22 protein-coding genes and 2 tRNA genes are annotated in these 18,930 nt (G+C 68.9%); 14 read left to right on the top strand and 10 right to left on the bottom strand.

What is annotated here, in order from left to right; all coding sequences use genetic code 11:
• Positions 1–153: 153 nt before the first annotated feature.
• Positions 154–226, bottom strand: a tRNA-Arg gene (locus ACIBP6_RS44230).
• 309 nt (positions 227–535) lie between these two features.
• Here ACIBP6_RS44230 and ACIBP6_RS44225 point away from each other — a divergent pair.
• Positions 536–835, top strand: a complete 300-nt coding sequence (locus ACIBP6_RS44225) for a hypothetical protein (protein WP_397060900.1) — start codon at positions 536–538, stop codon at positions 833–835.
• Between the two features lie 213 nt (positions 836–1,048).
• Complete coding sequence (locus ACIBP6_RS44220) at positions 1,049–2,131, top strand: D-alanyl-D-alanine carboxypeptidase family protein (RefSeq protein ID WP_397060898.1); 1,083 nt, start codon at positions 1,049–1,051, stop codon at positions 2,129–2,131.
• A gap of 6 nt (positions 2,132–2,137) precedes the next feature.
• Here the strand turns inward: ACIBP6_RS44220 and ACIBP6_RS44215 are convergent, their stop codons facing one another.
• From ACIBP6_RS44215 to ACIBP6_RS44195, 5 genes are all read right to left on the bottom strand, one after another.
• Positions 2,138–2,725: a flagellar biosynthesis protein FlgA gene (locus ACIBP6_RS44215; RefSeq protein WP_397060896.1), complete on the bottom strand. Its 588-nt coding sequence runs from the start codon at positions 2,723–2,725 to the stop codon at positions 2,138–2,140.
• Positions 2,722–3,528: an S-methyl-5'-thioadenosine phosphorylase gene (locus ACIBP6_RS44210; protein WP_132622963.1), complete on the bottom strand. Its 807-nt coding sequence runs from the start codon at positions 3,526–3,528 to the stop codon at positions 2,722–2,724. Before ACIBP6_RS44210 ends, ACIBP6_RS44215 begins: the two co-directional genes overlap by 4 nt.
• A gap of 338 nt (positions 3,529–3,866) precedes the next feature.
• Positions 3,867–4,172 (bottom strand): FmdB family zinc ribbon protein, encoded by a 306-nt coding sequence (locus ACIBP6_RS44205; protein WP_397060894.1) that lies wholly within the window; start codon positions 4,170–4,172, stop codon positions 3,867–3,869.
• Positions 4,173–4,257: 85 nt separating this feature from the next.
• A complete protein-coding gene (locus tag ACIBP6_RS44200) occupies positions 4,258–5,760 on the bottom strand; it encodes a potassium/proton antiporter (RefSeq protein ID WP_397060892.1) in 1,503 nt (500 codons plus the stop codon).
• A 24-nt stretch (positions 5,761–5,784) separates the two neighbouring features.
• Positions 5,785–6,354, bottom strand: a complete 570-nt coding sequence (locus ACIBP6_RS44195) for a 5-formyltetrahydrofolate cyclo-ligase (RefSeq protein ID WP_397060890.1) — start codon at positions 6,352–6,354, stop codon at positions 5,785–5,787.
• 24 nt (positions 6,355–6,378) lie between these two features.
• Here ACIBP6_RS44195 and galU point away from each other — a divergent pair, with 24 nt between their 5' ends.
• The 7 genes from galU (at position 6,379) to ACIBP6_RS44160 (ending at position 10,950) form a co-directional block, all read left to right on the top strand.
• Positions 6,379–7,281: a UTP--glucose-1-phosphate uridylyltransferase GalU gene (gene galU / locus ACIBP6_RS44190; RefSeq protein WP_132622977.1), complete on the top strand. Its 903-nt coding sequence runs from the start codon at positions 6,379–6,381 to the stop codon at positions 7,279–7,281.
• A complete protein-coding gene (gene glp / locus ACIBP6_RS44185) occupies positions 7,268–8,455 on the top strand; it encodes a molybdotransferase-like divisome protein Glp (protein ID WP_397060888.1) in 1,188 nt (395 codons plus the stop codon). Before galU ends, glp begins: the two co-directional genes overlap by 14 nt.
• Complete coding sequence (gene moaC, locus ACIBP6_RS44180) at positions 8,452–8,928, top strand: cyclic pyranopterin monophosphate synthase MoaC (RefSeq protein WP_132622973.1); 477 nt, start codon at positions 8,452–8,454, stop codon at positions 8,926–8,928. Before glp ends, moaC begins: the two co-directional genes overlap by 4 nt.
• On the top strand, positions 8,928–9,404 hold the full coding sequence (locus ACIBP6_RS44175) for a molybdenum cofactor biosynthesis protein B (RefSeq protein ID WP_397060886.1): 477 nt from the start codon (positions 8,928–8,930) through the stop codon (positions 9,402–9,404). The genes moaC and ACIBP6_RS44175 overlap by 1 nt, the downstream gene beginning before the upstream one ends.
• A gap of 41 nt (positions 9,405–9,445) precedes the next feature.
• Positions 9,446–10,099 carry a GNAT family N-acetyltransferase gene (locus tag ACIBP6_RS44170; protein WP_187368317.1) on the top strand — a complete coding sequence of 218 codons (654 nt, stop codon included), beginning with the start codon at positions 9,446–9,448 and terminating at the stop codon, positions 10,097–10,099.
• A gap of 142 nt (positions 10,100–10,241) precedes the next feature.
• A complete protein-coding gene (sepX, locus tag ACIBP6_RS44165; protein WP_397060885.1) occupies positions 10,242–10,826 on the top strand; it encodes a divisome protein SepX/GlpR in 585 nt (194 codons plus the stop codon).
• A gap of 50 nt (positions 10,827–10,876) precedes the next feature.
• A tRNA-Ala gene (locus ACIBP6_RS44160) sits at positions 10,877–10,950 on the top strand.
• Between the two features lie 883 nt (positions 10,951–11,833).
• On the opposite strand, the gene ACIBP6_RS44155 is transcribed toward ACIBP6_RS44160, so the two are convergent.
• Both ACIBP6_RS44155 and ACIBP6_RS44150 read right to left on the bottom strand, forming a co-directional pair.
• Entirely contained in the window at positions 11,834–13,780 is a 1,947-nt protein-coding gene (locus ACIBP6_RS44155; RefSeq protein ID WP_397060883.1) for a hypothetical protein, read from the bottom strand.
• Positions 13,765–14,523, bottom strand: coding sequence for an ABC transporter ATP-binding protein (locus ACIBP6_RS44150; protein WP_397060881.1), 759 nt, complete (start codon positions 14,521–14,523; stop codon positions 13,765–13,767). The genes ACIBP6_RS44155 and ACIBP6_RS44150 overlap by 16 nt, the downstream gene beginning before the upstream one ends.
• Before the next feature lie 315 nt (positions 14,524–14,838).
• Between ACIBP6_RS44150 and ACIBP6_RS44145 the strand changes: the two genes are divergently transcribed.
• Complete coding sequence (locus ACIBP6_RS44145) at positions 14,839–15,129, top strand: hypothetical protein (protein WP_397060879.1); 291 nt, start codon at positions 14,839–14,841, stop codon at positions 15,127–15,129.
• A 371-nt stretch (positions 15,130–15,500) separates the two neighbouring features.
• The gene (locus ACIBP6_RS44140; protein ID WP_397060877.1) at positions 15,501–15,719 is read left to right on the top strand and encodes a hypothetical protein; all 219 of its coding nucleotides are present in this window, start codon (positions 15,501–15,503) and stop codon (positions 15,717–15,719) included.
• A gap of 224 nt (positions 15,720–15,943) precedes the next feature.
• Here ACIBP6_RS44140 and ACIBP6_RS44135 read toward each other — a convergent pair whose 3' ends face one another.
• Positions 15,944–16,381, bottom strand: coding sequence for an SRPBCC family protein (locus ACIBP6_RS44135; RefSeq protein ID WP_397060875.1), 438 nt, complete (start codon positions 16,379–16,381; stop codon positions 15,944–15,946).
• A 227-nt stretch (positions 16,382–16,608) separates the two neighbouring features.
• On the opposite strand from ACIBP6_RS44135, the gene ACIBP6_RS44130 reads away from it, so the two are divergent.
• Together ACIBP6_RS44130 and ACIBP6_RS44125 are read left to right on the top strand one after the other, a co-directional pair.
• Positions 16,609–16,845: a hypothetical protein gene (locus tag ACIBP6_RS44130; protein ID WP_397060873.1), complete on the top strand. Its 237-nt coding sequence runs from the start codon at positions 16,609–16,611 to the stop codon at positions 16,843–16,845.
• A gap of 78 nt (positions 16,846–16,923) precedes the next feature.
• Positions 16,924–17,148 (top strand): hypothetical protein, encoded by a 225-nt coding sequence (locus ACIBP6_RS44125; RefSeq protein ID WP_397060871.1) that lies wholly within the window; start codon positions 16,924–16,926, stop codon positions 17,146–17,148.
• Between the two features lie 319 nt (positions 17,149–17,467).
• Here the strand turns inward: ACIBP6_RS44125 and ACIBP6_RS44120 are convergent, their stop codons facing one another.
• Positions 17,468–18,163 (bottom strand): CGNR zinc finger domain-containing protein, encoded by a 696-nt coding sequence (locus tag ACIBP6_RS44120; protein ID WP_397060869.1) that lies wholly within the window; start codon positions 18,161–18,163, stop codon positions 17,468–17,470.
• Positions 18,164–18,292: 129 nt separating this feature from the next.
• Here ACIBP6_RS44120 and ACIBP6_RS44115 point away from each other — a divergent pair, with 129 nt between their 5' ends.
• A complete protein-coding gene (locus ACIBP6_RS44115; protein WP_397060867.1) occupies positions 18,293–18,844 on the top strand; it encodes a carboxymuconolactone decarboxylase family protein in 552 nt (183 codons plus the stop codon).
• Positions 18,845–18,930: the final 86 nt, after the last annotated feature.

Below are 18,930 nucleotides of genomic sequence, written 5' to 3'. Positions count from 1 at the left end.
GATGCGACACCTAGATCATCCCGCTTATATCCCGTGATCATGGTCCTACGGCTGCATATAGGGGCCCTCGGCGACCTATCGATGGTCCGGACAGCAGCAGACCTGCGGCCAAGAAGCCGCAGGTCGGAGCAGGAAATGCCTGGTGGAGAGGAGTGCCCCCGGCAGGATTCGAACCTGCGGCACCCGCTTTAGGAGAGCGGTGCTCTATCCCCTGAGCTACGGAGGCGGACCTACGTAAGCCTAGCGAAAGTACGGCACTGTGTGCGACGTGCGGGGCGGGTCACTTTGGCCGGGTGGGTTATGGGTGCTCTGAGCTGCGGTAAAGGCATGACAAGTGATCAGAATCTGGATCTTGGTGCGCGGATAGCGTCTGCCTGTGACCAGGAGGCGATGTAGGCAGGCCCGCCGGCGGCCCGTTGTGTTGTTCGGGGCGTTGCTGGCGCCGGCGATCCTTGCCGGGGGGCTGTTGGCCGGGGAGTTGCGCGGCCTGAAGCGGGGGGCGCAGGCGGCCGAGGCCGCTGAGTGGGCTGGGGGTATGGCTCGCTGGAGGGGGTTCGAGCCGGTGCTGGTGCCCGAGCCCGCGCATCCCGATCGGTGGTACGAGGGCAGTGTGCCGGCGGCGGTGCCGGTGGTGGTGCGCGGGAGGCGACCGACGGTGCCGCAGGCGCGGGAGTCCGTACCTCCTGAGGTGGTGGAGGAGCCCGTGAGGCCGGTTCCGGTGCGGACGGCGGAGGAGGAGTGTCCGGGGGAGTGGGTGGACACCTGGTTGTGGGAGGTGTGCCTGGACCGGAAGCAGGAGTTGGCGGCCCAGGAGAGTTGGCTGCCTGGGATATGAACCGGATTGGGTGGGTGTGCGTACCCCGAAGTGTGCTGGTTCGCCGTCGGGTGGTGACCTGGTGTGCGTGTTCTGGAGGGGTGCGGAACGGTCTGTACAAAGCGGGCGATTTGTCCCATAGCAGCTCTTCGGAGTTCGGTCCGGGCACTCCGGGTGCTGTAGTAACGTGCGTGCCTGACCAGGGTAACGAGATTGCAAACGGAGGAGTCGAACGTGCCATCCCCTCGATCAGCGGGTCTGATCGCGGTCGTCATGGCGGTGGCTTCTCTCTTCGTGCCCAGCGCGCAGGTGCCGGCGCAGGCCCAGGTGCAAGAGCAGGTGCGAGAGCGTGATCCGGCCAATCTGACCGAGTTGCGGCGCGAGGCAGAGCGGTCCGCCAAGGAGCTCGAGGAGGCCACCAAGGCCCTGGAGAAGCGGCGGGCTGACATCGCGGGCTCCGAGAAGGAGCTCAGGTCCAAGCTCGACTCGCTGCAGCAGATGGAGCAGCGGCTCTCGGTGATGCGGCAGCCGGTGTCGCAGTTGGCCGAGTTGCTGTACGAGCAGCCGCTCGCGGCCAATGGAGTCCTTCCCTTCATGTCGGGTGACGCGGACGAGCGCACCTTGCGGGCGCTGAGCGACGTGAACCAGATGGTGTCGGTACGCCAGCAGGCCGTCGAGCAGACCAGCACGCTGTACAACCAGGCCGAACGGCTGGCCGCCGAGGCCCAGGAGCTGCGGGCCGGCAATCTGCTCGCCGAGGCGCAGCTCGCCGTCGAGGTCGACACGTTGCGCCAGCGGTCCGACAAGATCGTCAAGTCGTTGACCGCGGCGCTGGTGAAGCTCGGCATCAAGGTCGACAAGGTGGGGCGGGCGGCGCTGGGTTGCAACCCGCTCCGGGCGGCGACGGCGGGCGACTATCCCAACGGGCTGATCCCCAAGAGCATGCTCTGTCCGTTGCAGCAGAAGGGGTTCAGCCTCCGGGCCGACGCCACGATCGCTTTCGTCAGCCTGAACGAGGCGTTCAAGAGGCAGTTCGGCAAGCCGATGTGCGTGACCGATGCCTATCGCAGCCTCGCCGAGCAGCAGTCGGTCTATTACCGGCGGCCCGGGTTCGCCGCGGTGCCGGGGCGGAGCAACCACGGGCTGGGGCTGGCCGTCGACCTGTGTGGCGGGGTGGAGCGGTCGGGGTCGCCGGAGTTCGTGTGGATGGAGAAGAACTCCAAGCGGTACGGGTGGTTCCACCCGGCATGGGCCTACAGCAACCCGTTCGAGCCGTGGCATTGGGAGTACGACCCCAAGATCGATTCGCAGCTCTGAGGGGCGTCAGCCGGGTCTGATGGTGATCGAGAGGCGGCCGTGCGCCTGGGCCGCCGCGAGCTCGGCCGCCTGGGTCGGGGTGGTGGCCAGGACGATCAAGGCGCCGCCGTGGGCGTCTCTTTCGCGTACGGGCGGGATCGTGATCACCGTGGTGCCGGACGTGATGTGGCGGGCCGGCACGCCCTCCTGCGAGGCGGCCAGGAGGTCGACGGTGGAGCCCGGCGAGATCAGGGACGCGGTCGCCGCGTCGGCCAGGCGTACCGGGGTCGCGACCAGGCCCTGCGGAAGGTGGTAGGACGCGAGGAGCCGGACGTCGGTCAGCGGCTCGCCGCGGCGCATGGGCGTCGCCAGGGTCTGGCCGGGGGTGATCTCGCGGATCGCGCCGGCGGGTGGCGGATCGAGCGCGACCCGATGGAAGTCGCCCGTGCGGACGGGGCCCGGCGCCAGGTCGCGGGACGCCACCAGCACGGTGGGGGCGCTGGTGACGGCGGGACGCGTGGCGAGGTAGGCGGATATGACGGACACGGCGGCCAGCGCCGCCGCGACGAGGCGGCGGCGACGGGCGTAGCGGGTCAGCCAGGCGTGGAGGGTCACGGCAGGTCGAAGGGGAGCTTGATGCCGTCGAGCGCCGAACCGCACGGGCACGGGCGCTCTTCGGGCAGAGCCTGGACGGTCTCGGACACGAGGGTGCGCATGCGGGTGACGTTCTGCGCGAAGAAGGCCAGCACCTCGTCGTGGGTGACGCCCTCGCCGGCCTCGACTCCGGCGTCGTGGTCGGTCACCAGGGAGATCGACGTGTAACACAGGGCCAGCTCGCGGGCCAGGATGGCCTCGGGGAAGCCGGTCATGCCCACGATCGACCAGCCGTTGCTCGCGTACCACTGTGACTCGGCCCGGGTGGAGAAGCGCGGGCCCTCGATGACGACGAGGGTGCCGCCGTCGACCGTCTGCCAGCCGTCGGCCTGAGCGGTGCGTACGGCCACGGCCCGGCCCGACGGGCAGTAGGGGTCGGCGAAGGAGACGTGGACGGCGCCGTTGGCGTCGTAGTACGTCTGTGCCCGGCCAGAGGTGCGGTCGACGAGCTGGTCAGGGATGACGAGGGCGCCGGGGCCGTACTCGGCCTTGAGCGAACCGACGGCGCTCGGTGCGAGCACCTGGCGCACGCCGAGAGAGCGCAGCGCCCAGAGGTTGGCACGGTAGGGGATGCGGTGCGGTGGGAAACGGTGATCTCGCCCGTGTCTGGGGATGAACGCCACGGAACGCGAGCCGATCCGTCCGACGGTGACGGTGTCGCTGGGCGGTCCGTAGGGGGTGCTGAGCTCGATCTCCTCCGCGTCGTCGAGCAGGGAGTAGAAGCCCGATCCGCCGATGACGCCGATGTCTGCGCGTGTGACCATGGCGCGAGAGTATCCGGAGCGGCGAGCCGGGGTCGGGGCTGGAGCGGCGTTCTGTGGATAACCCGGTTTTCGGCCTGTGGACAACCCGATCGCTCGGCGCCCTCGGGAAGTTCGGTGGACCGGGAAGCCGTTCGTTCAGGAGCGGGGTTCGAAGCTCCGGGTGCGGCGGGCACGAGGCAAGTCCGTCATGGCGCGGGGAGTGCGGCGGTGACGGTTGAGCGAGCGGTTGCCGACCTGTGGCCCTGGCGTACGGGGCATGGTGCCGGCCCGGGGCGGAGCTGATATGGGCAGCGGGGACGTGCCCCGGGGGCGGGAGGGTGGCGTGTGCCGCGGGCGGGTCAGTTGGCGGCGGCCGCCGGGGAGGGCGCGGGGGTGGTGGACGTGGACTTACCCGAGTCGGTCGACGGCTTGCTCTCCTCCGACTTCGAGGAAGTCGAGGACGAGGACGCCGAGGACGAGGTCGACGACGAGCGGTTGTCGGTGCGGTAGAAGCCAGAGCCCTTGAAGACGATGCCGACGGCGGAGAACACCTTCCGCAGGTTGCCCTGGCAGTTGGGGCAGACCGTCAGCGCGTCGTCGGTGAACTTCTGGACGACCTCGAGCTGCTCACCACAGTCATTGCAGGCGTACTGGTAGGTCGGCACGCGCTCCTCCTTCAAGCATGGACACTCGATCAGCATTGGCACTCGAGCGATGCGACTGCTAATGGTAACCGATTGCCAGAAACACCTATTCCAACCCCCGCTCTCCGAACCACCCGGCCAGCTTGCCGCTGCGGTTCACGGCGCGCAGGCGGCGCTCGACCTGTTCGCGGCAGGCGGCGGTGGTGACGACGAGCAGCTGGTCGTCCACCCGGAGCCGGGTGGTGGTGGCCGGGACGAACGAGCGGCCGTCGCGTACGACGAGCGTCACCGCGGCGCCGCCGGGCAGGCGCAGCTCGAAGATCTCCACGCCGTGCAGCCGGGAACCCGGCGGGATCCTGACCTGCAGCAGGTCGGCGTTGAGCTCCTCCAGCGGGGCGGACTCCACCGACAGGTCGTGGACCTCGGCGGGGGCCGCTACCCCAAGCACCCGCGCCGCGAACGGCAGCGTCGGCGCCTGGACCAGGGTGAACACGATGACGATGACGAAGACCTGGTTGAAGATGTCCTTCGAGCCCTCGACGCCGGCCGCCCACGGAATGGTCGCGAGCACGATCGGGATCGCGCCGCGCAGCCCGGCCCACGACAGGAACGCCTGGTCGCGCCAGCTCACCCAGCCCAGCCGCAGCGCCCGCGTGACCACCGAGCTGACCATCACGGAGGCCGGCCGGGCCAGCAGCACCAGGACGGTGCCGGTGATGAGGCCGGGGACGATGGCCGACGGCAGCTCGTGCACGTCGGCCAGCATGCCCAACATGACGAACAGCCCGATCTGCGCCAGCCAGGCGCCGCCCTCCGCGAAGCCACGGGTGGCGGCTCGGTGCGGCAGGCGGGAGTTGCCCAGGATGAGTGCGGTCAGGTAGACGGCCAGGAAACCTGAGCCGTGCAGCAGGACGGCGCCGCCGTACGAGACGAAGGTGAGGGCGAGGACGGCGATGGGATACAGGCCTGAGGCGGGCAGGGCGACGCGGCGCAGGGCGAACGCGCCCGCGGGGCCGACGGCGAGGCCGACCGCGGCGCCGATGACCAGCTCGATCAGGGTCTCCAGCAGGAACGTGCCCAGGCCCGCACCCGGATGCGCCGACGTGCTGAGCAGCATCACCGCGATGACCGTGGGGGCGTCGTTGAAGCCCGACTCCGCCTCCAGCACGCCCGCCAGCCGGGGCGGCAGCGGCAGCCGCCGCAGCACGGAGAAGACGGCGGCGGCGTCCGTGGAGGCCAGCACCGCGCCGAGGATGAGCGCCGTCGTGGCGTCCAGCCCGAGCACCGCCTGTACGACCAGCGCCACCACGACGGTGCTGACCGCGACGCCCACGGTCGCCAGCACCATCGCGATCGGGACGGAACGCTTCACATGGGACCACGTCGTGGTCAGACCGCCCTCGGCCAGGATCACCGCCAGCGCCGTGAGGCCGATCTGCTGAGCCGCGTGAGGGCTCTCGAACGAGACCCCGAACCCGGCCGACAGCATCAGCCCCAGGCCCAGGAACACGAGGAGGGTGGGCAGGCCGCTGCGGTGGACGAGGCGTACGGCGGCGATGGCCGCGATGACGATCGCGGCACCGAGGAGGAGCCAGACATCGAGTGTCATCTGGCTCCCCTCTCGTATCTGCGCTCACATAAGACTAGTGAGTCCGGAAGGGGTCATGACGTAGCGAACGTGCCGGTCGTGGGGCTCGTGGGGCACATCGTCGATGAGCTCGCCGTCGTGCAGCAGCGCCACCGTGGGAACGTTCGGGCCGACCCGGGCCAGAGCTCGATCGTACGAGCCGCCGCCCCGCCCGAGGCGGACGCCGGTGCGCCGGTCGACCGCCAGGGCGGGGACGATCACGAGCGCGGCCGTGCGGATCGCCTCGACGCCGCGGCGGGTGTCGACCGGCTCCATGATCCCGTTGCGGCCCGGGGCGAGCGTGCCGGGGCCGTCGTACACCGCCCAATCGAGATCGTTGTCTTCCCGCAGCACCGGAAGGATCACCGTGGCGCCGTGTTTCCACAGAGCGAACACGAGCCCGTGCGTATCGGGCTCCGACCCCGTTGACCAGTAGCAAGCCACCAGACCGGCCATCTGGACCCATGGTTGCTCCAGCAGCGTTTCGCGGACCTTGACGGCGTTTGCGCGCAACTGTTCGGGGGAAAGGCGTGAGCGCGCCGCGTTCAGCTCGCGACGCAGGTTCAGCTTGTCCACAGATCCCTCCACTAGGGTCTACTCATGGCTGACTTCGACCCTGTGACGAAAGCCGTCGTGCCCGCCGCGGGTCTGGGCACCCGGTTCCTCCCGGCGACCAAGGCGACACCCAAGGAGATGTTGCCCATCGTCGACAAGCCCGCGATCCAGTATGTCGTCGAGGAGGCGGCCGCTGCCGGGCTGCTCGACGTTCTCATGGTCACCGGCAAAAACAAACGGTCCATCGAAGACCATTTTGATCGGGCGTTCGAGCTTGAGGAGGCCCTTGAAGCCAAGGGCGATGAGCACCGGTTGTCCCAGGTCCGCGAGCCGGCCTCACTGGCGACGCTCCATTACGTACGCCAAGGCGAGCCCAAGGGCCTCGGCCACGCGGTGCTGTGCGCCAAGCATCACGTGGGCGGACACCCCTTCGCCTGCCTGCTCGGCGACGACCTGATCGACCATCGTGACCGCCTGCTGCAGCGCATGATCGCGGTGCGCGACACGTTCGGCGGCAGTGTGATCGCGCTGATGGAGGTGCCCAAGGAGCAGGTCTCCCTGTACGGGGTGGCGACCATAGAGGCGACGGCGGAAGACGACGTCGTCCGCGTGGTCGACCTGGTGGAGAAGCCGCCGGCCGAGGAGGCGCCGTCCAACTGGGCGATCATCGGGCGCTACGTCCTCGACCCGGCGGTGTTCGAGGTGCTGGAGAAGACGCCTCCGGGGCGGGGCGGTGAGATCCAGCTCACCGACGCGCTGCGCACGCTCGCCTCACTCGGGCGCGAGGACGGCGGGCCGGTGCACGGCGTGCTGTTCCGGGGCCGCCGCTACGACACCGGCGACAAGCTCGACTATTTGCGGACAGTGGTGAAGTTCGCCGCGGATCGGGAAGATCTGGCGCCGGACTTCGTGCCGTGGCTGCGGGAGTTCCTCGATGAAATCAGTTGACGCGCATCTGGCCGAGATCCTGGCCACTGTACGTCCGCTGGCGCCGCTGGAGCTCGACCTGGAGCAGACGCTGGGGGCGACCCTGGCCGAAGACGTGACGTCGCCGGTACCGCTGCCGCCGTTCGACAACTCGGCGATGGACGGCTATGCCGTGCGCGCCGAGGACCTCGGGGAGCTCCCGGTCACGTTGCCGGTGATCGACGACGTCGCCGCCGGCTCCGGTGAGCTGCGCGCCGTGGGGCCCGGCCATGCCGTACGCATCATGACCGGGGCGCCCGTCCCGGCCGGGGCCGACTGCATCGTGCCGGTGGAGTGGACCGACGGCGGCACGGTCTCGGTCTTCATCGACCGCCGCGCCGAGCCGGGCCACGCGATCCGCCGGGCCGGCGAGGACGTCCAGGCCGGCGAGGTCGTGCTCAAGGCCGGCACCGTGATCGGTGCGGCGCAGCTCGGCATTCTCGCCGGGGTGGGCCGCAAGCGTGTGCTGGCGCGTCCGCGGCCGCGCGTGGTGGTGATCTCGACCGGTTCGGAGCTGGTCGAGCCGGGCGGCCAGCTGGCCCTCGGCCAGATCTGGGACTCCAACAGCTTCACCCTGACCGCCGCCGTCCGCGAGGCCGGGGGCGAGGGGTTCCGTTCGGGTTCCGTCGGTGACGATCCGGCCGTCCTGCTCGATCGCCTCGACACCGCCCTCGTACGCGCCGACGCGGTCATCACCAGCGGCGGTGTATCGATGGGGGCGTACGAACCGGTCAAGGAGGCCCTGTCGCCGCTGGGCACGGTCGGATTCGTGAAGGTGGCCATGCAACCGGGCATGCCGCAGGGCTTCGGCGTGCTGGGCGACGACCAGGTGCCGATCTTCGCGCTGCCCGGCAACCCGGTGTCGTCGTTCGTGTCGTTCCAGCTGTTCGTCCGCCCCGCGCTCGACAAGATGCGCGGGCTGCCCGCCGGGCTGCCCGAGACGGTCGCGGCGCGGACGACCGAGCCGCTGCGCTCGCCGTCCGGGAAGCGGTCGTTCCTGCGTGGCGTGCTGGCCGGCGACGGCACGGTCTCGCCGGTGCACGGGCAGGGCTCGCACCAGCTCGCCGCCCTGGCCGCGGCGAACGCGCTCATCGTGGTCCCCGAGGACGTGACCGAGGTGCCCGCCGGGGCCTCGGTGGAGGTGATGAGGCTGTGAACGAACTCACCCATATCGACGAGACCGGCGCCGCCCGCATGGTCGACGTCTCGGCCAAGGACGTGTCGGCGCGCAGCGCCACGGCCACCGGGCGGGTGCTGTTGTCGGCCGAGACCGTGGCGCTGCTGCGGTCGGGGGAGGTGCCGAAGGGCGACGCGCTCGGGGTGGCGCGGATCGCGGGGATCATGGGGGCGAAACGCACGCCTGATCTGATCCCGCTCTGTCATCCCATCGCGCTGCACGGGGTGAAGGTGACCCTCGACGTCGAGGACTGGGGCGTGGCGATCACGTGCCGGGTGAAGACGGCCGACCGTACGGGGGTCGAGATGGAGGCGCTCACCGCGGTCTCGGTGGCGGCGCTGGCCCTGATCGACATGGTGAAGGCGGTAGACCCGGCCGCGGTGATCACGGACGTGCGGGTGGAGGAGAAACTGGGCGGCAAGACCGGCCGGTGGACTCGGGACGGTGACTGATGCGCGCACTGGTGATCACGGCGTCGAACCGGGCGTCTGCTGGGATTTATGAGGATGAATCAGGGCCCTTGCTCGTCGATCTGCTGCGTCAGGCGGCCGGCTGCGAGGTCGACGGCCCGGTCGTGGTGCCCGACGGCGATCCGGTGGAGTCCGCGCTCCGCAAGGGGCTCGCCGACGGTTACGACGTCATCGTCACCACGGGTGGGACGGGGGTGACGCCCATGGACCTGACCCCGGAGATGACCTCTCGCGTAATTTCTCGTGAAATTCCTGGCATCGCCGAGGCTATCCGGCTGGCAAATCGGGAAAAGGTGCCTACGTCCATTTTGTCCAGAGGGCTGGCGGGACAGGCGGGCAAGACCTTGATCGTAAATTTGCCCGGATCGTCCGGTGGAGTGCGGGACGGCGTCGCCGTACTGGCTCCCATCCTGCGGCACACGGTCGAGCAGATCCAGGGCGGCGATCACCCGCGCTGACCGTCGATCCCCATGGCGACATCGTGCCCGATGGGGGGATGATGAGAGATGTGGATCGACTTCGTGGCTGGCCGGCGACCCTGAACGAAGGGCCAGTGGGCCTGCGGCCGCTGCGGCTGAGCGACGTACGCGTGTGGCGTGAGACCCGGCTGCGCAACGCCGACTGGCTGCGTCCGTGGGAGCCGAGCAACCCCGAGACGCCCCTGTTCAGAACCGGCCTCGGGCCGTACGTCTCCATGGTCGGCACCCTGCGCCGCGAGGCCAGGCAGGGGCTGGCGCTGCCGTGGGTGGTGACGTACGAGGGGCGTTTCGCCGGACAGCTCACCGTCGGCGCAATCGTGTGGGGATCCGCCCGTTCTGCCCAGGTCGGATACTGGATCGACGGCGCCCTGGCGGGCAAGGGCATCACCCCGACCGCGCTCGCCATGGCCGTCGACCACTGCTTTTTCACCACCGGGCTGCATCGGCTGGAGGCGAACATCCGCCCCGAGAATCACGCCAGCCGTAGGGTGGTTGAGAAGCTGGGTTTCCGGGAAGAAGGCATACGGCGTCGCCAACTCCACATCGATGGAGCCTGGCGCGACCACATGTGTTACGCGTTGACCGTCGAGGACGCCCCCGGCGGCCTTCTCGTGCAATGGCGTCGCGCGCGTGAGTCGGCTGCTCACGGGGGGTCTCCCGTCGAAGAGGTTTGACGATCTCGCGACACACCGCACCGAATGCTCGTCAATCAGTGACACGCGGTCTTACGGTGCGTGACGTGAGCACATTGAAGACGCAACGAACACAGCCGCGTCTTCGTGCTGCCCGGAGGCGGCTTTTCGCCTGGAGGTGGTCGTGAGCAGCGTCCTCCTCTACCTGGCCATCGTCGTGATGTGGCTCTGCGTCCTGATCCCTATGTGGCTGCGCAGAGACAAGACCAATCTCGCTGAGCTGGCGGAGCTCGAAGAGCACTACACCGGCGAGCATCAACTCCCCGACCTCGACAACCTGGACCCTTCGGACGGCGACGAAGACGACGGCACGCCTGCGGCGGAAGTCGAGAAGGTCGACGTCCGCCAATTCCGGCTCCGCCGCCGCGCCATCATCGTGGCGCGCCGGCGGCGGCTGCTCTTCTTCACCGCCCTGCTGGTGTTGGCCTCCATCGTGACGGCGGCCGTGCACATGATCCCATGGTGGGGCGTTGCTCCGTCCGTGGTCGTCATGCTGACGTACACGGTCTTCCTGCGCGTGGCCGTACAAGTCGACCGGGAACGCCGCGAACGCGCCCGCCTGGCGCGTGCGGAGCGGCGGCGAAGGCTGCGTGAGCAGCAGCGCGTCGTCGCTGAGGCGGAGGCTGAGATCATCGACTTCATGCCGCTGCAGCAGGACGTTCTGTTCGACCAGTACGCGGAACCACCCAGGCGTGCGGTCGGAGACTGAGATCGATGGCGCGAGGACCCTCTGGAGTTTGCTAATCTGGTCGAGTCCTTGGGGATGTAGCGCAGTCCGGTAGCGCACTTCGTTCGCATCGAAGGGGTCAGGGGTTCGAATCCCCTCATCTCCACCCAGGTCAAAGGCCACTTCCAGTCATCGGAAGTGGCCTTTTTGATCTTCTGAGTGACCAACTGAGTGACATGCGGACGGGCTACACGGGCGTGATGTCGTCGAAGATGCGGTTCATGGCCAGCGCGCCGGTTTGGATCACGGGTCGCCATCTCGCATCAGCCACCGTGTACTGCTCTAAACGGCGGGAAGCTGGTTCGAGTCCTATCGCGAGGCTTCAGAGCTGGAGGGATACCCTGTTCCAGGTCCCCCGGTGGCGGGGCCGGCTCCGCTCCATCACAGCCCTGGCGCCGGGTGCGCAAGCCTGGCAGCCCCGCTACCTCTTCGGGTAGGACTGCCGTCACGTTGAGCTAGCTGTCAGCGAGACTCTGAGAAGAGAAGCGCCGTTGTACCGGATCTCCCAACCCGTTACGCCGAGAGGTCCCATGAAGGTCTTGTGATTTTCGATCGCCTTGGGCGTGGCTACCCACTGGCTGAGAACACCCCTCATCGCATCGGCTTTGAGAGTTCTTCAAAGCGAGACACGATCGCTGGGGCACCGCACTGGCCACTGCTACCACCTGCACCGCAAGGACGACGGGCACGGGGCAGATGATCGTGATGGCAGCACGCGGTGGACCTCGACGAGTACCGGCGGCAACTGCTCGGGGGATGTGACAGGGCACCATCAGGCGAGGAGGCTGCCCACCTCTCCCGAACCGGGCCCGGTCATTGACGGTCCGCGGCCGGGAACGATCAGTCGAGGTTCGGGAAGCCAACTGAAACGCCTTCTCGCACGTACTCGTGAAGAGCACCTGGGCGAGGGGCGGATGCGGAACGGCCGACGGGGCACGCCGCGACACGGCGTGCCCCCGTCGGTGGAGCGGCTTGTGGGGATCCGGAGGTCAGGCGCTGGTGAGCCGGTCCGCTCCGGCTTCGGGGCCGGCTGCCCCGGTTCCCCGTATGTCCCTGCCGTTGGTGTCCTGTGGCGGCGGTGCGGCGGCCGCGGCCTGGAGCCTTCTCTTCTCGGTCCGGTACACCAGGTAGGCGCCCCAGAAACCCGCGAGGCCGATCAGGATCATGACGGCGATCACCGGCCACTGCCACGGCTCGGGCACGTGGAGCGCGAGGAACCACACCTTGTCCGGCGACCCGCTGAGTTTGATGCCCAACGGCGCCAGGCCCTGTGGGAACAGCCCGAGAATGCCCACGGCCATGGCGGACCACATGAGGGTCTGACGTTTGCCGGACATCGTCCCGAACGGGGAAGCGTCCTCGCCCGTCTCCTCGGCGGTGGAGGTCGGCTTGCCGGACCGCATCAGGTGCAGCAGTTCGGGACCCTTGTCCCTCAGCGTCCTCGCCGCCATGGAACCGAATCCCACATGACAGAGCACGCCCGTGAGCAGCGCGACCGGGACGCTCGCCCACAGCAGGGCCGGCAGATCCAGGGCGTGGCCGGCCCAGGCGACCCCGAGCGCGGGGCACATCGTGAGGGCCACCAGGAAGCACATCAGGAACGACTGGCCGGTGACGTCACCGTGGTCCATCGGTGAGTTCTTGCTCTTGTGCGGGTCCGGGCCGGGCACCAGGGCGACGACGGAGACCCACACCAGCAGACCGGAACCGCCGCCGAGCGCGGCGAGGGTGCCGGCCAGCGCCCACGGCACCAGGGAGGCGTCACCGTGCAGCAGGCATCCGACGAGCGTCAGTACCAGCGTCAGCGGGCCGAAGAAGGTCAGCCAGGCCAACTGGCGGGCACGAACGTCGGCCCTCTCCTTGCCCGGCACCGTCAGGGTCAGCCAAAGCGCCGTGCCGTCTTGCCCGTAGGCGTTGGCGCAGGTCGCGGCGGCCATCAACGCGCTGGCCGCGCCGACGAACGGGAGTCCCGCGGTGAAGCCGAAGATCAGCGGGAACAGCACAGTGATGATCGAGAAGGCCGGGCCCATCACGATGGCCTGGGTGCGCACCGGGTCGCGCCACCAGGTACGCAGTTCCTTGAGGTAGATCGCCCCCTGGTCACCACGGAACAGCGGGCCCCGCCGGGCGGCCTGTTGCGCGGAGGAGCCGCGGACCACCGGGCGGGCGATCCGCTGCGGTCCGAGCAGGGCGCTCCAGGCCAGGAACAGCGCGACCACGACCACGGCCAGGGCAACCAGCGGGCCCACGGTCCACAGCCAGTCGCCGCGGCCGGCCGCCTCGACGGCGATCAGGCTCCAACTGGACGGCAGCGACCGCACCACCATGGAGAAGGCGGGCGGGAACCCGTACTCCAGCAGCAGGTAGACCCCGATGATCAGGATCCAGGAGAACGAGGACAACGAGACCATCGCAGCGGTGATGGTCGCGGTGACGACCCCTCCGAGGCGGGATTTGGCCAGCATGCGGAAGAGCAGCGTGACCACCCGGGACAGCAGCACCACCAGCAACAGGTGCAGCACCACCGCGGGAATCGACACCACGACGGCCACCCAGCTCAGCCGGGCGGCGAAGACGATCAGCGCGCAGAACGCCAGCAGCGTGATGGCGGTGGTGACGGCGACCAGGGCGGCGGCGAGCAGGCCCATGGCCAGAGTGCGGCGCGGAATGGGCTGACGGTGGAAGTGCTCCCCGTTGAGCGGCGGTTCGCCCGCGAAGATGGGGCCGACCATCCAGCCCAGCGCCCACAGGGCGAACGTCACCGCGAGCAGGTCCATCAGCAGCCGCGGGTGGGAGAAGTCGAAGAACGCCAGGATGAGGGTGGTGATGGCGAGGCAGATTCCGACGGCCAAGCCGAGGCCGTTGAGGGCCATCTTGGCCTCAGTCGTGCTGTGGCGCAGCACGGCCAGTTTCATCCGGATCAGGACGCCAACCACGACAGTCCCTCCCCGCCGCCGATCGTGACGCCGACCAGGTCGACGAAGGTCTCCTCCAGCGAGCGGTTGCCGCGGACCTCGCCGAGAGGGCCCTCCGCGACGACGCGTCCCCGGGCCATCACGCCGACGGTGTCGCAGAGCTCCTCGACGAGCGCCATGACGTGGCTGGAGATCAGCACCGATCCGCCGTGGGCCACGAACCTCTTGAGGATCCTCTTGATGGTGGCGGCGGAGACAGGGTCGACGGCCTCCAAGGGTTCGTCGAGCACCAGTACCTTGGGGGCGTGCAGCAGGGTGGTTGCCAGGCCGATCTTCTTGCGCATGCCGGTGGAGTAGTCCACCACCAGAGTGCGTTCCGCGGAACCGTCGAGTTCCAGGACGGCGAGCAGTTCGTCCGCCCGCTCGTCGGCCTCCTTGGCGCTCAGGCCGTGCAGTTGTCCCAGGTAGGTGAGGAGTTCACGGCCGGTGAGCCGCTCCGGCAGGGCCAGCCCATCGGGCAGGACGCCCATCAGGCGGCGTGCCCGCAGCGGCTCCTCCCACACGTCGATCCCGTTTACCAGCGCGCGTCCCTCGTCCGGCCTGAGCAGGCCGACGGCCATGGACAGCGCGGTGGTCTTGCCTGCTCCGTTCGGCCCGACCAGGCCGTAGAAGGATCCTTGGGGGACGGTGATGTCGACGTGGTCGACTGCGATCTTCTCGCCGAACGTCTTGGCGAGACCGGCGATCTTGAGGGCGGCGGTCATGGTGTCTTTCTGGTCGCGGGGGTGAAGAGGGCGGACAGCTCAGAGGCGTGCCGCTACAGGTGGAAGTCCGGATTTTTCCTGATCTCGGCTGGTTTGGCGTCTATGGTCACCTGATGGCGATGACCATGGTGCGCAGGCCGAAGGCGCGGAACTCGCCGGACTGCCGGCCCCAGGCCAGGACCTGTTCAAGGTCGGTGAGTGCCGTTTCGTTCTGGTGCGCGTAGGGGCTGCGCCCGCGAGCGTCGCGATGGCCTCGATGATCTGCGCTCCGCGCGCTTCCTCGATGAACGTGCAACTGGCTACAGTCAGGCGTCCATGTCGAAGATCGCAAAGCTGGCCAAGATCAGCGCCGGGGTCGTCTCCTACCGCGTCGGGAGCGACAAGGAGCTGACCAAGGCTGTCGTCGCCCACGTGGCCGAGCTCGCGTGCGACATGATGGTCCCGCAGATCGTCGTGCAGCCCACGGTGAGCGAGGCTCCGCCGGCGTACCTCATGGCGAACCTGGAGTTCATGCGCCTTCACCGGTCGCCGGCACTGCTGAGATCGTCTCCCACAGCCACACCCAGGACAGCAAAGCACGGCTCAAAAATTAGACGAGTGTTCTAATTCGCGCAAAAACGTCCATCTGGCAGACAAGGGCGGATGCGGCGCATCGCCTGCCCCCAGCGAGTGGAGGGCACCGACTGCCCGATGTCCGTGTGCGCGGCCCCGGCGGGGTCTCCGTGCCGGACCGGCGAGGGCAAGGCACGCATGCAACCGCCGATCGGCTTGGGTCGAGCTTCACCAGCGCCGCAGGCACGCAGAACGCTGGACGCGTGACGTGCAGGGCCACCGGACAGTCCTGGGAAACGATCAGCGCTCACGCGGGAAGCGATCTTCGGGCGGTCCCTGTTCCGGCAGGCCATCCGCTCTCGTGAACACCCCATCCAGGGCGAAGGCCGCTTCCTCGGTACCGGAAGCGGCCTTTGCGTTGCTGGGTGACCAACCGGGTGACTGTCGGTTCTGCGACGTTGATCACCATGTCGCGGATCGAGGTCTCCTATGGAGCGCCGGAGCATCGGTGGGCTGTGGCCACCATCTCCCATGAAGGGTGTGAGGTCCGGATGGTCGTGTCCTGTCTGACCGATGTTCTCCGGGACCTCCTCCACAGCCTGGTGCGTCGCGAGTTGTTCGCCGAACTGATGCTGCTTCGATGAGGTGAACACGTACCTGAGCGGGATGATCAGCGGTGTCCGCACCACCTACGGCGTAGGCGTGCCCGGGGCCGGGCGGATGGCCGCCGACATGGTGCTGAAGAGCGCCGGCGGGGCGGTCAGGCTGGTGGAGCTGGAAGCGATCTTCCGAGGACCTCAGGCCAGCCGTACTCGTGAACACCCACCAGAGACGCCGGCGCCGCTCGGCGGGCATGCAGACATCGCGTTCAGTGTTCGAGAAGGTTCGCGAGCCGTTCGAGGCTCTTCTCCATCGCCACCTTGTTCCTGGACGGGAAGCCGAGCAGTGGGAACAGCACGCCGATCTTCGCCGTCGACCAGTCGAAGGTCTCGGTCACCAGGGTCTCCTGCTCGCCGACGGGGTCGAGCTGCCAGCGCCACCGGTGGCCGCCGCCATGCCGCCAGGCGATGAGCCGTCCGTCCTCGAACTCCACCACCTCGTTCTGGACCTTGTACGTCAGGCTCATCCTCATGTCCATCCCGAACCGGGCGCCCAGACTGAGCCGCTCCGGAGCGTCCGTCTTGGAGGCCACCACGGTTCCCGACCCGTCGATCAGGCTGTGTTTCCGCGGGTCGGCCAGCAGGTCGAAAATCGTGTCACTGCTCGCACGGATGTTCCGCGTGGCCGAGACCTGTCGCTTGTTCATGCTGTTCACTCCCGAAGTCGGACGGCAGCCCCGTAGTCCTGACGGAGGAAACAGGCTCAGACGTCGTCCCGCCCGCGCCTCCTCGTCCAGGTGATCATCCCGCCGTTTCCCCGGCGGGTCACCCGGCCGGTCCCGTACCGCGCCCGTACGCGTGCGCGACCGGCGGGAAAGCTCGGCCTTGCTGCGGCGAAGGAAGGGCGACGACCGCCGGGCAGGAGGGTGGGAGCGTGACGACCGAGACCCGCGGGCAGGCTGGTGACGAGGAACTCGTCGCCCCCTTTCGGATGGACGCGGAGGAGTTCGACCGTTACTTCCGCGAGGTGCACCTGTACGCGGCCGGCCGGCTGGACGTCCAGGCCGGAGATGACATCGCGGCGGAGACGTTCCGCCTGGCCTTCTCGGTCACGGCGTATGGGTCCCCGCCTGGCGAGGGCGCCGGCCGCGCTCGATCAGGGCGAGCGTGACGCTGGTCTCCCTGGTGGAGCTCACCGGCCAGGAGGCGGCCGACGCCCTCGGCGTCTCCTACGGAACCGTCGGTTCGCGTGCTCAGCCGCGCTCGGAAGATCGTCCAGATGCCGGCCAAGGAGGACGACCACCTGCGCGAGATCCGGACCCTGCTCGCCAAGCCCGACCCGTCCCCGGCGGCGCAGGCAACTGTGCTCCAGCATGCACCGCCCCACACCCCGGCTGATCGACAGCTGTCCGGCGTGGAGGTGGGTGTCGTTCCAGGTGAGTCCCCCGGCGCAGGAACCGGGATCGGGACGTAGGCGAGTGGGTCTGCAGCCCGCCATGGCGACAGCAGCAAGGCGTGCGACTCCTCCACTGACCATCACGTGTTGTCGGTCTTGCGGGGTGGGGAGCCGGCGCGTGGTGGCCACGTGCTTGACGATCAGGTCTTTCTCGATCGCGACGCTGAGTGCTGCTCGCAGGCAGTCGCGGGTGTCCGTCGTCGAGGTGGGCGTATGCGGGCAGGGACGAGCGGGTCAGGTCAGCAGGCGGGTGCCTCATCGAGTGGGCCGATTCCCTTCGGCTCCAGCATGGACGCCCTGCGCAGCCTGTTGCCCTGACGTGAGTCTCGGCGGAGGTCTACCTTCGCTCAGCGCGTTCGCCGGGCGGTGCCGGGTCGTCGGGGTGCCTGCGGCTCTGGACCGTACGGTCGGCGGCGTGGTGTTGGCGGTAGTGGCGGGCGACTCGGGCCCGGTTGCCGCACGCCGACCCGCACCATTCCCTGCGCGGATGCGTCTTGAGGAAGAACAGCAGGCAGTTCGGTGCCTGGCAGGCGCGGAGCAGGTCGCGCCGCGGGCCCGCGAACAGCTCGACACCCTGGTGAGCGATCAGGGATACGGCGAGTTCGGCGCGCGGGCCAGGCGCGTGGAACGCCTTGGCCGGCTCGCCGTCCTCCGGCCAGACCAGTTCGGGCCACGCGGGGGCGAGGGCGTTCAGGGTGTCGATCGCGGCCTGCCGCGTGGGGACCGTGGCCAGGCCCAGGGGACGTGTGTCGCCGGTCGCGTCGGCGGCCAGGCGGCGCAGGGCGTCGCGCAGGTCGCGCAGCCGCCCGGCGATCCCGTGCAGGTCCGCTTCGTCCAGCTTGGCCGGGTCCAGAGTGCCGCCCGTCTCCGACCGCAGGCGGCCGCCGACCGCGCGCAGCCAGGCGGCCACGGCGTCGTCGTCGGCCAGCGCGTCGTACACCTCGCCGCGGGCCATCCCGGTCGTGTTGCTCAGCTCCACCGGGAGCGGCTCGCCGAGCAGGATCGCGCTCGTCGTGGCCGGTGCGTGTGCCATCTCCGCCTCCCTAGCTGCTAATGGTTCAAGGCTACCTCACCCATTTGACAGTCGTACGTACGCGTGGCACTGTCCTAATGGAAGGCAGCACTTCTAAACATTAGGAAACTCTTCGGAGAGGACATATTCATGTCGACGCTTCCCCAGATCGACCCCGCCGCCGCGACCGGGCCCGCCGCCGAGGCGCTCGCCGACGTTCGCAAGGCCCTCGGATCCGTCCCGAACATGGCCAAGGCCATGGCCAACAGCCCCGCGCTGCTCAAGGGCTGGCTCGCGCTGTCCGGCGCACTCAACGGCGGCGTGCTCCCCGCGGCCGTCAGGCAACGGCTCTCCATCGCCACCGCCGAGTACAACCGCTGCGAGTATTGCCTGTCCGCCCACACCTACCTGGCGGCCCACGTCTCCAAGCTCGACGCCCAGGAGATCGAGCTCGCGCGGGACGCCGAGTCCGCCGACCCGCACACCGCCGCACTCCTGGCGCTGTCGGACGCGATCGCCCGGGGGCGCGGCGTGGTCGACGACGCGGCGCTGAAGGAAGCCAGGGCCGCCGGGGTCACCGACGCCGAGATCGCCGAGGTCGTCGGGAACCTCGCGCTCAACATCCTGACCAACTACTTCAACATCCTCGCGGACGTCGACAACGACTGGCCCGTCGCCGTCGTGCCCAACGAACACGCCTGAAACAGTCGCCCCGCGCGGGTCGCCGTCGCCGCGGGCGATCCATGCGCGGGCCCCCGCAGGTCACACCAAGGCGCGGTAGCCGAAAG

The organism is Nonomuraea terrae, assembly GCF_044465245.1.
Lineage (GTDB): Bacteria > Actinomycetota > Actinomycetes > Streptosporangiales > Streptosporangiaceae > Nonomuraea > Nonomuraea terrae.
Note: the sequence above shows the minus strand (reverse complement) of the source record. Positions and strands in the feature narration are given on the sequence as shown.

Excerpts from the sequence above, each read along its gene's own strand:
- ACIBP6_RS44225 (WP_397060900.1), top strand. The coding sequence starts at position 536 with ATGGCTCGCTGGAGGGGGTTCGAGCCGGTGCTGGTGCCCGAGCCCGCG.
- ACIBP6_RS44135 (WP_397060875.1), bottom strand. The coding sequence starts at position 16,381 with ATGAACAAGCGACAGGTCTCGGCCACGCGGAACATCCGTGCGAGCAGT.
- glp (WP_397060888.1), top strand. The coding sequence starts at position 7,268 with ATGAAATCAGTTGACGCGCATCTGGCCGAGATCCTGGCCACTGTACGT.
- ACIBP6_RS44175 (WP_397060886.1), top strand. The coding sequence starts at position 8,928 with ATGCGCGCACTGGTGATCACGGCGTCGAACCGGGCGTCTGCTGGGATT.
- ACIBP6_RS44150 (WP_397060881.1), bottom strand. The coding sequence starts at position 14,523 with ATGACCGCCGCCCTCAAGATCGCCGGTCTCGCCAAGACGTTCGGCGAG.
- ACIBP6_RS44210 (WP_132622963.1), bottom strand. The coding sequence starts at position 3,528 with ATGGTCACACGCGCAGACATCGGCGTCATCGGCGGATCGGGCTTCTAC.
- ACIBP6_RS44170 (WP_187368317.1), top strand. The coding sequence starts at position 9,446 with ATGAGAGATGTGGATCGACTTCGTGGCTGGCCGGCGACCCTGAACGAA.
- ACIBP6_RS44200 (WP_397060892.1), bottom strand. The coding sequence starts at position 5,760 with ATGACACTCGATGTCTGGCTCCTCCTCGGTGCCGCGATCGTCATCGCG.
- galU (WP_132622977.1), top strand. The coding sequence starts at position 6,379 with ATGGCTGACTTCGACCCTGTGACGAAAGCCGTCGTGCCCGCCGCGGGT.
- ACIBP6_RS44145 (WP_397060879.1), top strand. The coding sequence starts at position 14,839 with ATGTCGAAGATCGCAAAGCTGGCCAAGATCAGCGCCGGGGTCGTCTCC.
- ACIBP6_RS44115 (WP_397060867.1), top strand. The coding sequence starts at position 18,293 with ATGTCGACGCTTCCCCAGATCGACCCCGCCGCCGCGACCGGGCCCGCC.
- ACIBP6_RS44120 (WP_397060869.1), bottom strand. The coding sequence starts at position 18,163 with ATGGCACACGCACCGGCCACGACGAGCGCGATCCTGCTCGGCGAGCCG.